Raw genomic sequence first — 18106 nt, 5'->3', positions numbered from 1 at the left:
ATATCTCCAGGTATTCCCCTGTTTCTACTCGTCTAATGTCTCTTGATTTTTTAATTTCCACCACCTATTGCGTTGAGCAATCCTTTTTATCACCAAAAGAACCTTGTTATGAAGTCTTCCGTTCCTTGGTTGTTAATCTCATCAGCGATTACATTCCCTCTATCATCTCTTGCTAATGAACAAGCAGTATCGTCCTCTGCATCTCAAGAAACAGGAGAACACACACTAAGCTCTAGCGATAATTACGATGGAAGCAGTTTACCCGAAACGCCTTTTACATGTAAAAATTCCTCTTTTGCCTCAGGAACTACTTATACTCTTACCAGTGACGTATCCTTTACCAACGTAAGCAAAACTCAAGCTCCTGCATCACAGCAATCCCCTGAAGCCCAAAAAAATGAATCTGAAAATACAGATAAGCAAGAGCCTAGCTCCCCATCCACCCCAGCCACACCATCAGACTCTGATGATACAAAAGATAGTACGGATTCTACAGGAGCAGATCCTCATCCCAGCCCTGTTTCACCAGAATCCTCGACAGAGGATACAAATGGAGATGCCACCTCTCCTAGTGGGGATACAGGAGCTACTGAAGACAAACAAGATAAAGCATCTTCTGAAGAGGCAGGCAGTACAAAAGTAGAAGAAAAGACAGAAGCGGATAACGAAGTTAAAGAAGATGAAAAAGAAAAGGAAGCTTTAGAAAGTTCAATACCCCATGCACCGTTATCTTTCACCGCATCATCCGATGTTGCCAATGAGAATGGCGCTCCAAGTCATGAAACCAAAACAGCACCGACTGCAACAACATCTCAAGCGAATGGAGCAACTTCTGCAAGTTGTTTCTCCAATACTGAAGGCTCTCTTACTTTCGTGGGAGGCGGTCACTCTTTAACTTTTAGTAATATTAGCGTAACAGCCAAAGGATCTGCCATAAACAACAGTGCGGGATCTGCACTCACATTCTCAGGATTTAAAGACCTATCTTTTATTTCTGCTACAGACCAAGATCAAACAAAAGCAGATAGCGCAATCTACGTAGGCCCCAAAGCAGTTAGTAGTGATAGTGGACAAAGTGTAGACTCAAAGCAATCCCAAGCAAATTCACATACTGAAGGTAGTGTTAACACAGAGGCTTTAGTCAAGTATGCAGGAATATCTTCGGATGCTGCTGTTATATCTGGAGAATCTCAAAAAGACCCCGCTAAACATGACGCAACTGCCACTCAAGGTGGTGCAGAAAAAGAAGAGGTAGCGGCACCTTCCCCTGACATTATCCTTCAACAAAATGTAAATATCACATTTAGTAGCAACTCCTCTAAGAAAGCAGGTGGAGCTATCTGTGTGTCTGGATCAGCAACCATAGAAAATAACACTGGCACATGCACTTTCTCGAACAATAATGCTAAAGAGCAAGGCGGGGCCATCTCTGTTAATGGCAACTGCGATATCACAGGGAATAAAACGTTGTCTTCTCTGGCAACCAAGCTCAAGAAATACCCGCCCCTTCAATAGTTACTGTTGAAGAAGATGTTGTCGAGGAACCAGTAGAGGCTAAAGGAGCTGGTGGGGCGATTTATTGCTTAAAAGCGCCGATTTCTATTCCTGCTATACCTATCCAACCACCTAAACAAACGCTTCCCTCTCCAGAACCAGACGCACTATTAGCAGAAACTCATACGAAAGTCGCACCACAAGAAGAACCTTCTGCTGATCCTTGTTTAACTATCTCAGGCAATACTTCAGTTACCTTTAATAATAACTCTTCTAAAGTTACAGGCGGAGCCATTCATGCTAAGAAAGTCGTTTTATCCTCTAATGGCAACATGACTTTCTCCAATAACTCCTCAGGAAAAGGTGGAGCGATTTATATTGCTGATGACGGTGATATCAGCATCACTGCTGCTACAGGATCAATTATCTTCCAAGGCAATAAAGTCACAGCAGCTGATCCAATTACGCTTCCTACAAAGAAAGAAACAGCCATAGCTGCTGCATCTATTGAAGAAAAGAAACACACTGAAGAGAAAACAGATTCTTCTCAAGCAAGTGGTAGTGCATCTGCAGACATTACCTCAGCATTTTTCACTTTGGCTAACAAAGCTAAAGTACAAGATGAAGCACAAGCTGAAGAGAATAATAAACCTACGTGTAACTCTATTCATTTAGGTAGTGGCGCTAAAATTTCACAGCTACGTGCGCAAACAGGACAAACCATCTTTTTCTATGATCCTATAACGACTACTGCACCGGCTGCTCCAGCTAACTTGAAACAACCAAAGGTTTCCGTTGCTAAAGCGACCTCTAGGATCCCAGCCTCGGCGCCTGCAGTATCTGCGCCCGCCCCTGCCGTAGTAAAAACTCCTCTAAAAATCAACGCTCCAGACACACCGGATCCAGCACAAAAAGTTGCGGCTGAAACAGCTCAACAATCTGCGGTGTATAACGGAAAAATTGTATTTTCAGGAGAGAAGCTCTCAAGTGAAGATGCTCAAAATCCTTTAAATGCAATAAGTGTTATTCATAACGATGTATCTCTTGAAGCAGGAACTCTTGTTTTAAGCAATGGTGCAGGTCTTCTTGTTGATTCTTTCACTCAGAAAGAAGGCTCTTTAATCGTTATGGATGGCGGAACATCCATTATCACCAACGTGACTCCTGCTAGCGAAGGTTTACAAAGTAGATCTACACCAGATCCTAAAACTCCAATTCCTGGAATCAGGGCGGTATCACAACGCATAGCGTCTTCTTTAATCAACTTCAAAGAAAGAAGCTTCTCTGCAACGGGAGACGTGGTTCCTACAGTAGAAGAAAGTCCCGATGGCTCGATTACCATTAATAACCTTGCTGTGAACTTAGATTCTTTAGAGAATGGAAAAGTCATTACCCTAGCAGCTAAAGGCGGAACGGGAAGTGTTACCTTAACTGGGAATTTGCAATTCCAAGATAGTAACCAAAATTTCTATGACAACCCCTTATTAAATAAGAATTTTACATTAAACTTCTTAGATATTTCTGCGCCTACTACAGATAAAATCCATACCGAGGGCTTCAATATGATCCCTCAAGGGGCTACAGGCTCTGATCTTGGTTATCAAGGAAAATGGGAAGTTACTGAAATTAAAGACTCGAGTGGAAAAGTCTCATTCGAAATCAAATGGGTATCTGCAGGTTACATACCGACAGCTAATCGACGTGCAACCCTCGTCCCTAATAGCTTATGGTGTTCTGCTATTGATATGCGTGCATTTCAAAAGCTTGTTGAAGTTAGCACCGAAGGTGAAGACTTCCACAAAGGCTTATGGATTTCAGGGATTTCCAACTTCTTTCATAGAGACTCTATGAAAGAACAAGAAGGATTCCGTCATATCAGCTCTGGATATGTTGTTGGTGTAAGCACACAACCTATCTCGGATAAAGTTATTGATCTTGCTTTCTGTCAAATGTTAGGGAAATCTAAAGATTACCACCTTGCAGATGCTCGATCCCATGTCTACGCAGCTTCTGTCCATACAAAATTTGAGAAGTTAGTTAACCACTATAAATTGTCGAATAGAAAAGGAGCTATACTTACACGCAAGCCTGAGAAGTCCCCTGTAATCTTTGATGCACAACTAAGTTATAGCTTAAATCATAACTCTATGAAGACAAAGCATACGCCAAATCCTTCATCGAGAGGAAAATGGAACAACCACTGCGTAGCTGGTGAACTTGGAAGTTACCTTCCTATACTTGTGGATCATCCGGCAATTGAAGAACTCTTTCCTTTCGTGAAGCTTCATATCGTCTTTGTACAACAAGAAGATTTCAAAGAAACCAAAGGAGGAACTGAAAATAGGAACTTCCAAAGTGCACACTTTATCAACGTTTCCTTGCCTCTTGGTGTGAAATTTGAAAAAACAAACAAGCTCAACACCTACAATATCAGGCTTGCATATCAACCGGATATTTATCGCGATGCTCCAAAATCTAAAGTCTTTTTACCTTCTGTAAATACTGCTTGGTCTACGGGAGCAACAAATTTATCAAGACAAGCCATGATCATTGATGGTTCTGATCATCACCATTTAACAGACAACCTAGAGGTATTTTGCCATGGAGCTTTCGAACTCCGAGGATCTTCTAGAAATTACAACGTTGACATAGGAGGCAGGTACAAATTCTAACAGGCTGTCCTCTCTAAAACTTCGGGGCCTCTTACCAAAAATGATAAAAACATGTCAAGTCTTTTCTGTATTAGACTTGCTTTCTTTTGTATCTTTGAGTATTTAACGAAACTGTTTTTTTCATTTCACCACAAGTGTATAAAATGAGGCCTTCTTTATATAAGATTTTAATATCGTCAACTCTGACGATACCAATATCTTTTCACTTCTCGCAATTGCATGCAGAAGTGGCTTTAACTCAAGAATCTATTCTCGATGCAAATGGAGCATTCAGTCCGCAATCTACAAACACTGCGGGAGGAACGACTTACAACGTCGAGAGTGATATTTCTATTGTAGATGCAGGACAGACAGCTGCTCTTGCTTCTTCAGCTTTTGTTCAAACTGCGGACAATCTAACTTTCAAAGGGAACAACCATAGCTTATCCATAACCAACGTGAATGCCGGAGCTAATCCCGGAGGAATTAACGTTAGCACTGACGGTAAGATTCTTACTTTGACAGATTTTTCTAAGTTGAGCTTCACGGCATGCCCATCTTCTCTAGTAAATAATGGGAAAGGAGCTATGCAATCCGGAGGAGCATTAAACTTGGCGAATAATGCCAGCATTTTGTTTGACCAGAACCATTCCGCTGATAATGGTGGAGCGATCTCTTGCAAAGCTTTTTCTCTAACCGGCTCGAGCAAGGAAATCAGCTTCACCACTAACTCTAGTGCGAAAAAAGGTGGAGCGATTGCTGCTACGGGAATAGCTCATCTTTCGGACAACCAAGGAACAATCAGATTTTCTGGAAACACTGCGATTAATTCTGGGGGAGCAGTATATTCAGAAGCTGCTACGACTATTGCGGGTAACGATCGTGTTGTTTTTAACAACAACGCTGTTTCCGGTTCTGCTGATGGTTGCGGTGGAGCTATCCATTGTAGCAAAGCAGGTTCAGCACCGACCCTTACTATAAGAGATAACAAAGTCTTGATTTTTGAGGAAAATACTTCTTCATCAAAAGGTGGGGCTATTTACACCGATAAGCTCATATTGACTTCGGGAGGACCTACGTTATTTATCAATAACAAAGTTACCCATGCTGCACCTAAAGGTGGAGCTATTGGTATTGGTTCCAATGGAGAATGTAGCTTAACAGCTGAACATGGGGATATTACTTTTGAAAATAACCTTATAGCCACACAAAACAACGCTACAATAAAAAGAAACGCGATTAACATTGAAGGCAATGGAAAATTCCTCAACCTACGTGCAGCGTCTGAAAAGACGATTTCTTTTTATGATCCTATAACAGTTGAAGGTAATGCTGCTGATCTTCTCACTTTAAATAAAGCTGAGGGTGATAAGGTGTATAATGGAAGAATTGTTTTCTCTGGGGAAAAGCTCACTGAAGAACAAGCTGCTGTTGCTGATAACCTTAAGACAATATTTACACAGCCAATAACTTTAGCTGCTGGTGAACTTGTGTTACGAAGGGGCGTTGAAGTAGAAGCAAAAACTGTCTCGCAAACAGCAGGATCTTTGATTCTCATGGATACAGGCACAAAGTTATCAGCAAAAACAGAAGATGTTACACTGACGAATCTGGCTATTAATCCGAATACCTTAGATGGGAAAACATTCGCTGTAGTCGATGCCGTTGCTGCTGGGAAAAATGTGACTGTATCAGGTGCTATTGGCGTTGTTGATCCTACGGGAAAGTTTTATGAAAACCACAAGCTCAATGATACGTTAGCTTTAGGAGGAATTCTACTTTCTGGGAAAGGTGCCGTTACAACAACAAACGTTCCTAGTCATGTTGTAGGTGTTGCTGAGACACACTATGGTTATCAAGGAAACTGGTCTGTCAGTTGGATCAAAGATAATAACTCTGATCCTAAAACACAAACCGCTGTCTTTACTTGGAATAAAACAGGATATGTTCCAAATCCTGAACGTCGTGCTCCCCTAGTACTGAATAGCCTTTGGGGATCCTTTATGGATTTACGTTCTATTCAGGATGTTATGGAACGTAGTGTTGACAGTATTCTTGAGACACGTCGTGGTCTGTGGGTCTCTGGAATTGGGAACTTCTTCCATAAAGATCAGAGTGCTGAAAATCGCAAATTCCGTCATATCAGTTCGGGATATGTGTTAGGAGCCACAACCAATACTTCTAGAGAGGATTCTCTTAGTGTCGCTTTCTGTCAGTTATTTGCAAAAGATAAAGACTACCTTGTAAGTAAAAATGCTGGAAACGTCTATGCGGGTTCTATTTATTATCAACATGTGAGCAAGTTTGATGACCTAACACGGTTATTTAATGGGCCTAACACATGTTGTTCAGGGTTTTCTAAAGAGATTCCTATTTTCTTGGATGCGCAAGTTACCTATTGTCATACCGCCAACAACATGACAACGTCCTATACGGACTATCCTGAAGTGAAAGGTTCCTGGGGTAATGATACTCTTGGCGTAGCTTTGTCAACTAGCGTACCTATCCCAGTATTTAGTTCTTCTATCTTTGATAGTTATGCACCGTTTGCAAAACTACAAGTTGTCTATGCTCACCAAGATGACTTTAAAGAACCAACAACAGAAGGCCGAACCTTTGAAAGCAGCGATCTTCTCAATGTTTCTGTACCTATAGGTATAAAATTTGAGAAACTCTCCTATGGAGAGAAAACAGCTTATGATCTTACGCTTATGTATGTACCTGATGTGTACCGTCATAATCCCAGCTGTATGACAGGATTAGCGATCAATGACGTTTCCTGGTTAACCACAGCGACGAATCTTGCTAGACAAGCTTTCATAGTTCGCGCAGGTAACCATATTGCCTTATCCTCTGGTGTTGAGATGTTCAGTCAGTTTGGTTGCGAATTACGAAGCTCTTCAAGAAATTATAACGTAGATCTTGGAGCTAAGGTCTCTTTCTAAAAATCTCTCCCCTGCCCAGCTCTGGGCAGGGTTCTCCCTTACTCTCGCCCACACAACCCCCTTGACTTTTAATTATTTTTATGATCGGTTTGGGATATCTCAAATCACCCAAAGCATGAATTTATGAAACATCCAGTCTACTGGTTCTTAATATCCTCGAGCCTACTTGTCTCGAACTCCCTATGCTCTGAGGAAGCAGATCAAAAAACCTTAACCTCTGCTGATAGCTATAATGGGAATACAGCTGGGGATCAAAAATTTACACCAAAAGAAACCTCTGCATCTCAAGGAACAACATACACGTGTACAGGGAATATATGTATTGCCTATGCGGGGTCAAGTGACTCGGCCTTGTCCAATAGTTGCTTTACTGATACGGCAGGTAACCTTTCTTTCTTAGGAAACGGCTATACTCTTTGCTTTGATAATATTACTACTGAAGCTAGTAACCCCGGAGCCATTAATGTTAAAGGTAGCGATAAAACCTTAAACGTCTCAGGATTTTCGTTATTTTCATGTGCTCACTGCCCTCCGGGCACAACCGGTTACGGGGCTATTAAAGCTGTAGGGAATACCACTATCAAAGATAACTCTAGTCTTGTCTTCCACAAAAACTGTTCGAACACAGATGGTGGTGTCATTTACTGTAAAGCAAGCAGTAGTACTGCTGAATTAAAAATAGAAAATAATCAGAATCTGGTTTTCTCAGAGAACTCTTCTAACACCAAAGGTGGGGCTATATTTACTCAAAAACTCACCATAACTTCCGGTGGGCCTACGTTATTTTCTAATAACTCTGTATCCAACGGTTCATCTCCTAAAGGTGGAGCTATTTATTTAGATGATACCAATGGTGAGTGTAGTCTAACGGCGAATCTTGGAGATATCACCTTTGATGGGAACAAAATCATCACAACTAGTGGTAGAAGCGATCCCGATGTAAAAAGAAATTCCATTGACCTCGGCACTAATGGGAAATTCACAAAACTAAATGCTAAAGATGGATTCGGGATTTTCTTCTATGACCCCATCGCTAATCAAGGGAATACTAGCGAAACAATAGAGCTCAATAAAGCTGACGGAGAGGGACCTTCTACTTATACAGGCAAAATTGTCTTCTCTGGTGAAAAATTATCCGATGAAGAGAAAAAGGTTCCGGCCAATCTACAATCATATTTCAAACAACCCCTAAAAATCGGTGCAGGTTCTTTAGTCCTTAAGGATGGTGTCACTTTAGAAGCAAAACAAGTCACGCAAACAGCAGGCTCTACTGTTGTCATGGATTTAGGAACTACGTTACAAACGCCTTCCTCAGGTGGAGAAGCCATTGACCTAACTAATTTGGATATCAACATCGCCTCGTTGGGGGGGGGGGGGGTACTACTCCTGCTAAAGTCGCAGCAAATACAGACAGTAAAAAAGTCACCATCAACGCTGTCAATCTAGTCGATGCTGATGGCAATACTTATGAAGATCCCATCCTCTCTTCATCCAAACCTTTCACAGCAATAGAAGCAAAATCTGGTTCTAGCGCCACTACTACTGCACCCACAACCAATCTAGAAAACTATACTCCTCCTACCCATTACGGTTACCAAGGAAATTGGACCGTAACTTGGAAAGAAGGATCAAGTGCCCAAGAGCAAATAGCCACTCTAAATTGGGAACAAACTGGTTATTCTCCTAACCCAGAACGCCAAGGATCTTTAGTTCCGAATACTCTCTGGGGTTCCTTCTCGGATATCCGTGCCATACAAAACTTAATGGATATCAGCGTCAATGGTGCTGATTACCATAGAGGTTTTTGGGTATCCGGTCTAGCCAACTTCTTACACAAAAGCGGTTCTGATACGAAACGCAAGTTCCGTCACCATAGTGCCGGATACGCTTTAGGCGTCTACGCGCAAACTCCTTCAGAAGACGTATTCAGTGCGGCTTTCTGCCAACTCTTTGGCAAAGACAAAGACTATTTCGTCTCCAAAAATAGTTCTAATATCTACGCAGGTTCTCTTTATTACCAGCATATCTCTTATTGGAACGCTTGGCAGAATCTGCTACAAAACACTATCGGCGTAGAAGCTCCGTTAGTCCTTCATGCGCAGTTAACTTATTGTCATGCCTCGAATAACATGAAAACACACATGACAAATACATATATTCCCAAAAACGTCACACTCTCAGAAATCAAGGGCGATTGGGGAAATGATTGTTTCGGAGTTGAGTTTGGAGCTATGGCACCCGTAGAAACGCCAACCTCTTTCCTATTTGATAGGTATTCACCTTTCTTGAAGTTGCAACTTGTGCATGCACACCAAGATGACTTTAAAGAAAACAATAGTGATCAGGGAAGATATTTCGAAAGCAGCAATCTCACCAACCTTTCTCTGCCTATCGGCATCAAGTTTGAGAGATTTGCGAATAACGATTCAGCTTCTTATCATCTCACTGCTGCGTATGCTCCGGATATCGTAAGAAGCAACCCTGACTGCAACGCTTCTCTGTTAGTGAGCCCAACCACGGCTGTTTGGGTAACGAAAGCCAACAATCTTGCGCGAAGTGCTTTCATGCTACAAGCAGGAAACTATTTGTCTTTAAGTCACAATATAGAACTCTTCAGTCAGTTGGGTTTCGAGCTCAGAGGTTCTTCTCGAACCTATAACGTAGATCTCGGATCCAAGATTCAATTCTAATCTCATCCACCTCCCCTGCTCCGTATGTGCGGAGCAGGGCCTCCCTTTGTTTACCCCAGCCAGCGACCTTGACTTTTAATGATTTTTATGATCGGTTTAGGATATCTCAAATCACCCAAAGCATGAATTTATGAAACATCCAGTCTACTGGTTCTTAATATCCTCGAGCCTTTTTGCCTCAAGCTCATTATGCTTCGCTGACGCAAAAGAAGAAACCCTATCACCTGCTGATAGCTACAATGGGAAGACGGCCGGAAATCAAGAATTTCAACCAAAAACAACTACTGAATCCAATGGAATAACATACACGTGTGTAGGAAATGTGTGCATTGCTTATGCAGGACTAAGTGGAAATGGTTTGTCTAGTAGTTGCTTTGCTGATAGCTCTGGCAATCTTTCTTTTATAGGAAATGGTTACACACTGTGTTTTGATAATATTACTACGCAAGCTGATAACCCCGGGGCCATTAATGTTAGTGGTAACGATAAAACCTTAAACGTCTCAGGATTTTCATTATTTTCATGTGCTCATTGCCCTCCAGGCACGACCGGTTACGGAGCTATACAGACTAAAGGCGTATCTACTTTCAGTGGCAATAACAAACTCATTTTTGATAACAATTGCTCTACAGGAGAAGGTGGAGCCATTAAGTGTGCTACAGGAAGTAATCCAGAGCTCAAATTGGAAGGAAATGGCTACGTAGTCTTTTCTGGAAATTCTTCTCAGAAAAAAGGTGGGGCCATCTACACAAAAAAGCTGACAATTACTGCTGATGGGCCTACGTTATTTTCTAATAACTCTGTATCCAACGGTTCATCCCCTAAAGGCGGTGCTATTTGTTTGGATGATACCAGCAGTGAGTGTAGTCTAACGGCGAATCTCGGGGATATTACCTTTGATGGGAACAAAATCATCACAACTAGTAGCGGAAGTTCTACAGTCAAAAGAAATTCCATAGACCTCGGTACTGGTGGGAAATTTACAAACTTGAGAGCTAAAGAAGGTTTCGGGATTTTCTTCTATGACCCCATCGCTAATCAAGGGGATACTAGCGAAACAATCGAGCTAAATAAAGCCGAAAGCGAAACTACTTACACAGGCAAGATCGTCTTCTCTGGTGAAAAATTATCTGATGAAGAAAAAACGATTCCAGACAATCTGAAATCATATTTCAAACAGCCTTTAAAACTTGGTTCTGGTTCTTTAGTCCTTAAAGATGGTGTCACTTTAGAAGCAAAATCCTTCACACAGACAGCAGGCACTGTTGTCATGGATTTAGGAACTACGTTACAGACACCTTCCTCAAATGGAGACACTATTACCCTAACTAATTTAGATATTAACGTCGCCTCGTTGGGGGGGGGGGGGGTCGCTCCTGCTAAAGTCACATCACAAACCTCAAGTAAAACAGTTACAATCAACGCTGTCAATCTAGTCGATACTGACGGTAACGCTTACGAGTATCCGATTCTTGCTGCATCTCAACCTTTCACAGCGATAGTAGCTACAACTAACACTAGTACAGTAACTGTACCTGATAGCAATCCAACAAATTATGTCCCCCCTACTCATTACGGTTATCAAGGAAATTGGACTCTAGCTTGGGCCCCCGAAGGAGGTAACACACGAACAGCCACGCTATCTTGGGAGAATACCGGCTACATTGTGAATCCAGAACGTGAAGGTTCGTTAGTCCCAAACACTCTTTGGGGTTCCTTCTCAGATATCCGTGCCATACAAAATCTTATAGATGTAAGTGTAAATGGTGCTGATTACCCTAGAGGGTTCTGGGTATCCGGTCTAGCCAACTTCTTACACAAAAGCGGTTCTGATACGAAACGCAAGTTCCGTCACAATAGTGCCGGTTATGCTTTAGGCGTCTACGCAAAAACTCCTTCTGAGGATATCTTCAGTGCGGCTTTCTGCCAACTCTTCGGAAAAGACAAAGACTATTTCGTCTCTAAAAATAGTTCCAACGTCTATGCGGGTTCTCTCTATTACCAGCATATCTCTTATTGGAACGCTTGGCAGAATCTACTACAAAGCACTATCGGTGCAGAGGCTCCGTTAGTTCTAAACGCACAGTTAACTTATTGTCATGCTTCTAACAATATGAAAACAAACATGACAAATACATATACTCCTAAAAACGTCACACTCACAGAAATCAAGGGTGATTGGGGTAACGATTGTTTCGGAGTCGAGTTTGGAGCTATGGCACCTATAGAAACGCCATCTTCTATCCTCTTCGATATGTATTTACCTTTCTTAAAACTCCAGCTTGTGCATGCACACCAGGATGACTTTAAGGAAACCAATAGCGCTGAGGGAAGATATTTCGAAAGCAGCAATCTCACCAACCTCTCTATGCCGATCGGTGTGAAACTGGAGAGATTCTCTCACGAGGATACTGCTTCCTATAACCTCATCCTAGCTTATGCTCCGGATATCGTAAGAAGCAATCCTGACTGTACTGCCTCTCTGTTAGTGAGCCCCAACTCCGCTGTCTGGGTAACAAAAGCCAATAACCTCGCACGAAATGCTTTCATGCTACAAGCAGGAAACTACTTGGCTTTACGTCACAACATAGAACTCTTCAGCCAGTTTGGTTTCGAGCTCAGAGGTTCTTCTCGAACCTATAACGTAGATCTCGGATCCAAGATTCAATTCTAATCTCATCCACCTCTCCTACCCCGCTCTCACGGGGTAGGGCCTACGGTCTTTATCTTCCTTATTCTCTTGACTTTTTAATATTTTTATGATCGATTTAGGCCATCTCAAATCACCCAAAGTATGAATTTATGAAACATCCAGTCTACTGGTTTTTAATGTCCTCGAGCCTATTGGCCTCACATTCCTTGGGCTTTGCTGAAGAAGTTCAAACAACCTTAACTCCCTCGGATAGCTATAATGGAAATACAGCGTCTTCAGAGTTCGAAGTAAAAGACACGTCAACAGGAGTGATATATACTTGTGAAGGCAATGTGTGTATCTCCTATGCAGGTAAAAGCTCTCCTCTAAAAAAAAGTTGTTTCACAGAGACTACTGAGAATCTTTCTTTCATAGGAAATGGTTACACATTGTGTTTTGATAATATTACTACTGAAGATAGTAACCCAGGCGCTATTAGTGTTAGTAGCAATGGGAAAACCTTAGACGTCATAGGATTTTCCTTGTTTTCATGTGCCCACTGTCCCCCGGGTACAACCGGTTACGGAGCGATACAAACCAAAGGCATTATAACTTTAAAAGATAACTCTAGTCTTGTCTTCCATAAGAACTGTTCAACAGCGGAAGGCGGGGCCATTAAATGTGAATCAAACGACTCTAATGGTAGAGTGAAATTAGTCAATAATCAGAATCTGGTTTTCTCAGAGAACTCCTCCTCTGTAAAAGGTGGCGCTATTTATGCTGATAAACTCACTATTGTCTCAGGTGGGCCTACGTTATTTTCTAACAATTCTGTATCCGCTGAGTCACCTCAAGGCGGGGCTATTTGTTTGAAAGGTACAAATAGTAAATGTAGCATAACAGCGAATCTCGGAGACATTATCTTCGATGGAAACAAAATAATAAAAACTAGTGAGAATACAGTAACAAGAAATTCCATAGATCTCGGCTCTGCTGGGAATTTTACAAAACTAAGTGCTAAAGAAGGTTTCGGTATTTTCTTTTACGACCCTATCGCTAACACAGGAGGGTCTACAGAAATAGAGTTAAATAAAGCTGACGACAGCTCTACTACTACTTACACAGGCAAGATCGTCTTCTCAGGAGAAAGGTTATCCGATGAAGAGAAAAAGGTTCCGTCCAATCTACAATCATATTTCAAACAACCCTTAAAAATCGGTTCGGGTTCTTTAGTTCTTAAAGATGGTGTCACTTTAGAAGCTAAACAAGTCACACAGACAGCAGGCTCCTCTGTTGTTATGGATCTAGGAACCACATTACAAACGCCTTCCTCAGATGGAGAAGGTATTGCCCTAACTAATTTGGACATTAATGTTGCCTCGTTGGGGGGGGGGGGGGTTACTGCTCCTGCTAAAGTCGCAGCACAAACCTCAGATAAAACAGTTACGATCAATGCTGTTAATCTCGTCGATACCCATGGTAATGCTTATGAAGATCCCATACTCTCCGCATCAAAATCTTTTTCAGCAATAACAGCCACCGGTAAAAATCCAGTCTCTCCACCAGAAAACAATCTCACGAATTATGTCCCTCCTACCCATTATGGTTATCAAGGAAATTGGACTCTAGCTTGGACCCCCGAAAAAGATAACACTCGAACAGCCACGCTATCTTGGGAGCACACCGGCTATATTGCCAATCCAGAGCGTCAAGGATCTTTAGTCCCTAACACCCTTTGGGGCGCCTTCTCTGATCTTAGAGCTATACAAAACTTAATGGAGGTAAGTGCCAATGGCGCTAACTACCATAGAGGTTTTTGGGTATCCGGAATTGCTAACTTCCTACATAAAAGTGGTTCAGCTAATAAACAAAAGTTCCGTCACAATAGTGCCGGGTATGTCTTAGGCGTTCACGCACAAACTCCTACAGAAGATCTCTTCAGTGCTGCTTTCTGCCAACTCTTCGGAAACGACAAAGATTATTTAGTATCAAAAAATCATGCTAACATCTACGCAGGTTCTCTCTACTATCAACATGTCTCTTATTGGCATGCTTGGCAAAATCTGCTACAAAATACTATTGGTGCGCAAGCTCCGTTAGTCCTTAATGCACAGTTAACTTATTGTCATGCTTCGAATAATATGAAAACAAACATGACAGATACCTATGCTCCTCCCAAAACAACATATTCAGAAATCAAGGGTGATTGGGGGAATGATTGTTTCGGAATCGAATTTGGAGCTACGGCATCCATAGAAACACCAGCCTCTCTCCTATTCGATATGTATTCACCTTTCTTGAAGTTGCAACTTGTGCATGCGCACCAAGATGACTTTAAGGAGAACAATAGTGATCAGGGAAGATATTTCGAAAGTAGTAATCTCACCAACCTCTCTATGCCTATTGGTGTAAAACTGGGGAGATCTTCTCACCATGATGCAGCTTCTTATCACATTACTGCCGCTTATGCTCCTGACATCATAAGAAGCAACCCGGATTGTACTGCTTCTCTGTTAATGAACCCGACTTCTGCTGTCTGGGTAACGAAAGCCAATAACCTCGCGCGACATGCTTTCATACTACAAGCGGGAAACTACCTGGCTTTAAGTCGCAACGTGGAACTCTTCAGCCAGTTCGGTTTTGAGCTCCGAGGTTCTTGTCGTACCTATAATATAGATCTCGGATCGAAAATCCAGTTCTAATCTCACCCCCCTCTCCTACCCCACGAAAGTGGGGTAGGACCTTCTTTGATCTACTCTCGCTAACGCCCTTGACTTTTAATTATTTTTATGATCGGTTTGGGATATCTCAAATCACCCAAAGCATGAATTTATGAAACATCCAGTCTACTGGTTCTTAATATCCTCGAGTCTATTTGCCTCGACCTCATTATGTTTTGCTGACGTAGAGCAAAAAACCTTAACCTCTGCTGATAGCTATAATGGGAATACGGCTGGGGATCAAGAATTTCAACCGAAAGAAACCTCTGCACCTCAAGGAACAACATACACGTGTACAGGGAATATATGTATTTCCTATGCGGGGTTAGGCGGAGATGGCTTAGCCAAAAGTTGCTTTACTGATACTGCAGGTAACCTTGCCTTCGTAGGAAATGGTTACACATTGTGTTTTGATAATATTACTACTGCAGCTAGTAACCCCGGAGCCATTAATGTTAGTGGTAGCGATAAAACCTTAGGCATCTCAGGATTTTCGTTATTTTCATGTGCTCACTGCCCTCCAGGTACAAACGGTTATGGAGCCATCAAAGCTGCAGGAAATACCACTATCAAAGATAACTCTAGTCTTGTCTTCCATAAAAACTGTTCGACAACAGATGGTGGGGCCATTCAGTGTATAGGAAGCAGTGCCGCTGAATTAAAAATGGAAAATAATCAGAATCTGGTTTTCTCAGAGAACTCTTCTAATACCAAAGGCGGGGCTATTTATGCTGATAAACTCACCATTGTCTCAGGTGGGCCTACGTTATTTTCTAACAACTCCGTATCCAAAAGTTCATCCCCTACAGGCGGAGCTATTTGCCTAAAAGATTCCGGTGGTGAATGTAGCCTAACAGCGAATCTCGGAGATATTATCTTCGACGGAAACAAAATCATCACAACTGCTAGAGACAGTGCTGCAACAGTCAAAAGAAATTCCATCGATCTTGGCTCTTCTAGTGGGAAATTTACAAAACTAGATGCTAAAGAAGGTTTTGGGATTTTCTTCTATGACCCTATTGCTAATCAAGGAGATACTAGCACCCCAATAGAGTTAAATAAAGCTGCTGACTCCATTAATTATACAGGCAAGATCGTCTTCTCAGGAGAAAAATTATCTGACGAAGAAAAAACAGATGTGGACAATCTAAAATCATATTTCACACAACCCCTACAAATCGGTGCCGGTTCTTTAGTCCTTAAAGATGGAGTCACTTTAGAAGCAAAAAAAGTCACGCAGACAGAAGGCTCTACCGTTGTCATGGATTTAGGGACCACGTTACAAACACCTTCCTCAGGTGGAGAAGCCATCACTTTGACTAATTTGGATATTAACATCGCCTCGTTGGGGGGGGGGGGGGTCGCTCCTACTCCTGCTAAAGTCGCAGCAACTACAGACAGCCAAAAAGTCACCATCAACGCTGTCAATCTAGTCAACACCGATAGTAATTCTTACGAAAATCCCATCCTTTCTTCATCTAAACCTTTCTCAGCAATAACAGTAATATCTAGTTCTGGACAGACTACTACTGCACCAGAAAGCAATCCAACAAATTATGTCCCTCCTACCCATTACGGTTACCAAGGAAATTGGACGGTAACTTGGGCACAAGGATCAGGCACCCAAGAGCAAATAGCCACTCTAAATTGGGAACAAACTGGCTACTCCCCTAACCCAGAACGTCAAGGACCTTTGGTTCCTAACACTCTTTGGGGTTCCTTCTCGGATATCCGTGCCATACAAAACTTAATGGATATCAGCGTTAATGGTGCTGATTACCATAGAGGATTCTGGGTATCCGGTCTAGCCAACTTCCTACACAAAAGTGGTTCTGATACTAAACGTAAGTTCCGTCACAATAGCGCCGGATACGCTTTAGGCGTCTACGCAAAAACTCCTTCTGATGATATTTTCAGTGCGGCTTTCTGCCAACTCTTCGGAAAAGACAAAGACTATTTAGTGTCGAAAAACAACGCCAACATTTATGCAGGTTCTCTCTACTATCAACATATCTCTTACTGGAATGCTTGGCAGAATCTGCTACAAAATACTATCGGTGCGGAAGCTCCGTTAGTCCTTAACGCACAGTTAACTTATTGTCATGCTTCAAATGATATGAAAACCAACATGACAACTACTTACGCTCCTCATAAAACAACGTATTCAGAAATCAAGGGTGATTGGGGTAACGATTGTTTCGGAGTCGAGCTTGGGGCAACTGTGCCTATCCAAACAGAATCTTCTCTCCTATTCGATATGTATTCACCTTTCTTAAAACTCCAACTTGTGCATGCGCACCAAGATGACTTTAAGGAAACCAATAGCTCTGAGGGAAGATATTTCGAAAGTAGCAATCTCACCAACCTTTCCCTACCTATCGGTATAAAGTTTGAGAGATTTGCGAATAACGATACAGCTTCTTATCATGTCACTGCTGCGTATGCTCCGGATATCGTAAGAAGCAACCCTGACTGTACTACTTCTCTGTTAGTGAGCCCCGACTCTGCCGTTTGGGTAACGAAAGCTAATAACCTCGCGCGAAGTGCTTTCATACTACAAGCAGGAAACTACTTGTCTTTAAGTCACAACATAGAACTCTTCAGCCAGTTCGGTTTCGAACTCAGGGGTTCTTCTCGAACTTATAACGTAGATCTCGGATCGAAGATCCAGTTCTAATCTCATCCACCTCTCCTACCCCGCTCTCACGGGGTAGGGCCTAGGGATCTTTATCCTTCCTCAAGGATCTCGAACGAAGTACCAGAAAAACAAATACTTGATCTAGTGTGTACCCTTTTCTTAATTACAAGGGTAAAAATCTGCTCACTTGCAAGACCAACAGGCATATCTTGTCCTGCTGTATCTATTCTGCATGCATAGCAAGAGATAGGAAAACGTTATCACTGTCCGTGTTGTTAACGCCTTGATCTTCTAGAAGCTTCTTATCTTAGATCGTTATCTAAGCAGAGGATATCC

General features: G+C 42.0%; 6 protein-coding genes and 2 pseudogenes. All 8 read left to right on the top strand.

The genetic code is table 11. The features are described 5' to 3' along the window. The first annotated feature begins 108 nt into the window (after positions 1 to 108). Positions 109 to 4166, top strand: a pseudogene (locus tag G5O_RS10525) (polymorphic outer membrane protein middle domain-containing protein). Positions 4167 to 4309: 143 nt separating this feature from the next. After that, positions 4310 to 7090, top strand: a complete 2781-nt coding sequence (locus tag G5O_RS06605; protein ID WP_013462622.1) for an autotransporter domain-containing protein — start codon at positions 4310 to 4312, stop codon at positions 7088 to 7090. Positions 7091 to 7213: 123 nt separating this feature from the next. After that, the gene (locus G5O_RS10465) at positions 7214 to 8536 is read left to right on the top strand and encodes a polymorphic outer membrane protein middle domain-containing protein (RefSeq protein WP_006342965.1); all 1323 of its coding nucleotides are present in this window, start codon (positions 7214 to 7216) and stop codon (positions 8534 to 8536) included. Continuing rightward, positions 8518 to 8697: pseudogene (locus G5O_RS10500) on the top strand (autotransporter domain-containing protein); the annotation flags it as partial. The gene G5O_RS10465 and the pseudogene G5O_RS10500, both read left to right, overlap by 19 nt. A 156-nt stretch (positions 8698 to 8853) precedes the next feature. Next, positions 8854 to 9780 carry an autotransporter outer membrane beta-barrel domain-containing protein gene (locus G5O_RS10460; protein WP_014943368.1) on the top strand — a complete coding sequence of 309 codons (927 nt, stop codon included), beginning with the start codon at positions 8854 to 8856 and terminating at the stop codon, positions 9778 to 9780. A 130-nt stretch (positions 9781 to 9910) separates the two neighbouring features. Beyond that, positions 9911 to 12454, top strand: coding sequence for a polymorphic outer membrane protein middle domain-containing protein (locus G5O_RS06590; protein WP_013747339.1), 2544 nt, complete (start codon positions 9911 to 9913; stop codon positions 12452 to 12454). Between the two features lie 128 nt (positions 12455 to 12582). After that, positions 12583 to 15114 carry an autotransporter domain-containing protein gene (locus tag G5O_RS06585; RefSeq protein WP_013747338.1) on the top strand — a complete coding sequence of 844 codons (2532 nt, stop codon included), beginning with the start codon at positions 12583 to 12585 and terminating at the stop codon, positions 15112 to 15114. Between the two features lie 130 nt (positions 15115 to 15244). Further along, a complete protein-coding gene (locus tag G5O_RS06580; protein WP_013747337.1) occupies positions 15245 to 17809 on the top strand; it encodes an autotransporter domain-containing protein in 2565 nt (854 codons plus the stop codon). The last annotated feature ends 297 nt before the right edge of the window (positions 17810 to 18106 follow it).

This window comes from Chlamydia psittaci 6BC, from assembly GCF_000204255.1.
Taxonomy (GTDB): Bacteria; Chlamydiota; Chlamydiia; order Chlamydiales; family Chlamydiaceae; genus Chlamydia; species Chlamydia psittaci.
The sequence above is the reverse complement of the archived record's forward strand: the minus strand, read 5'-3'. Positions and strand labels throughout refer to the sequence as shown.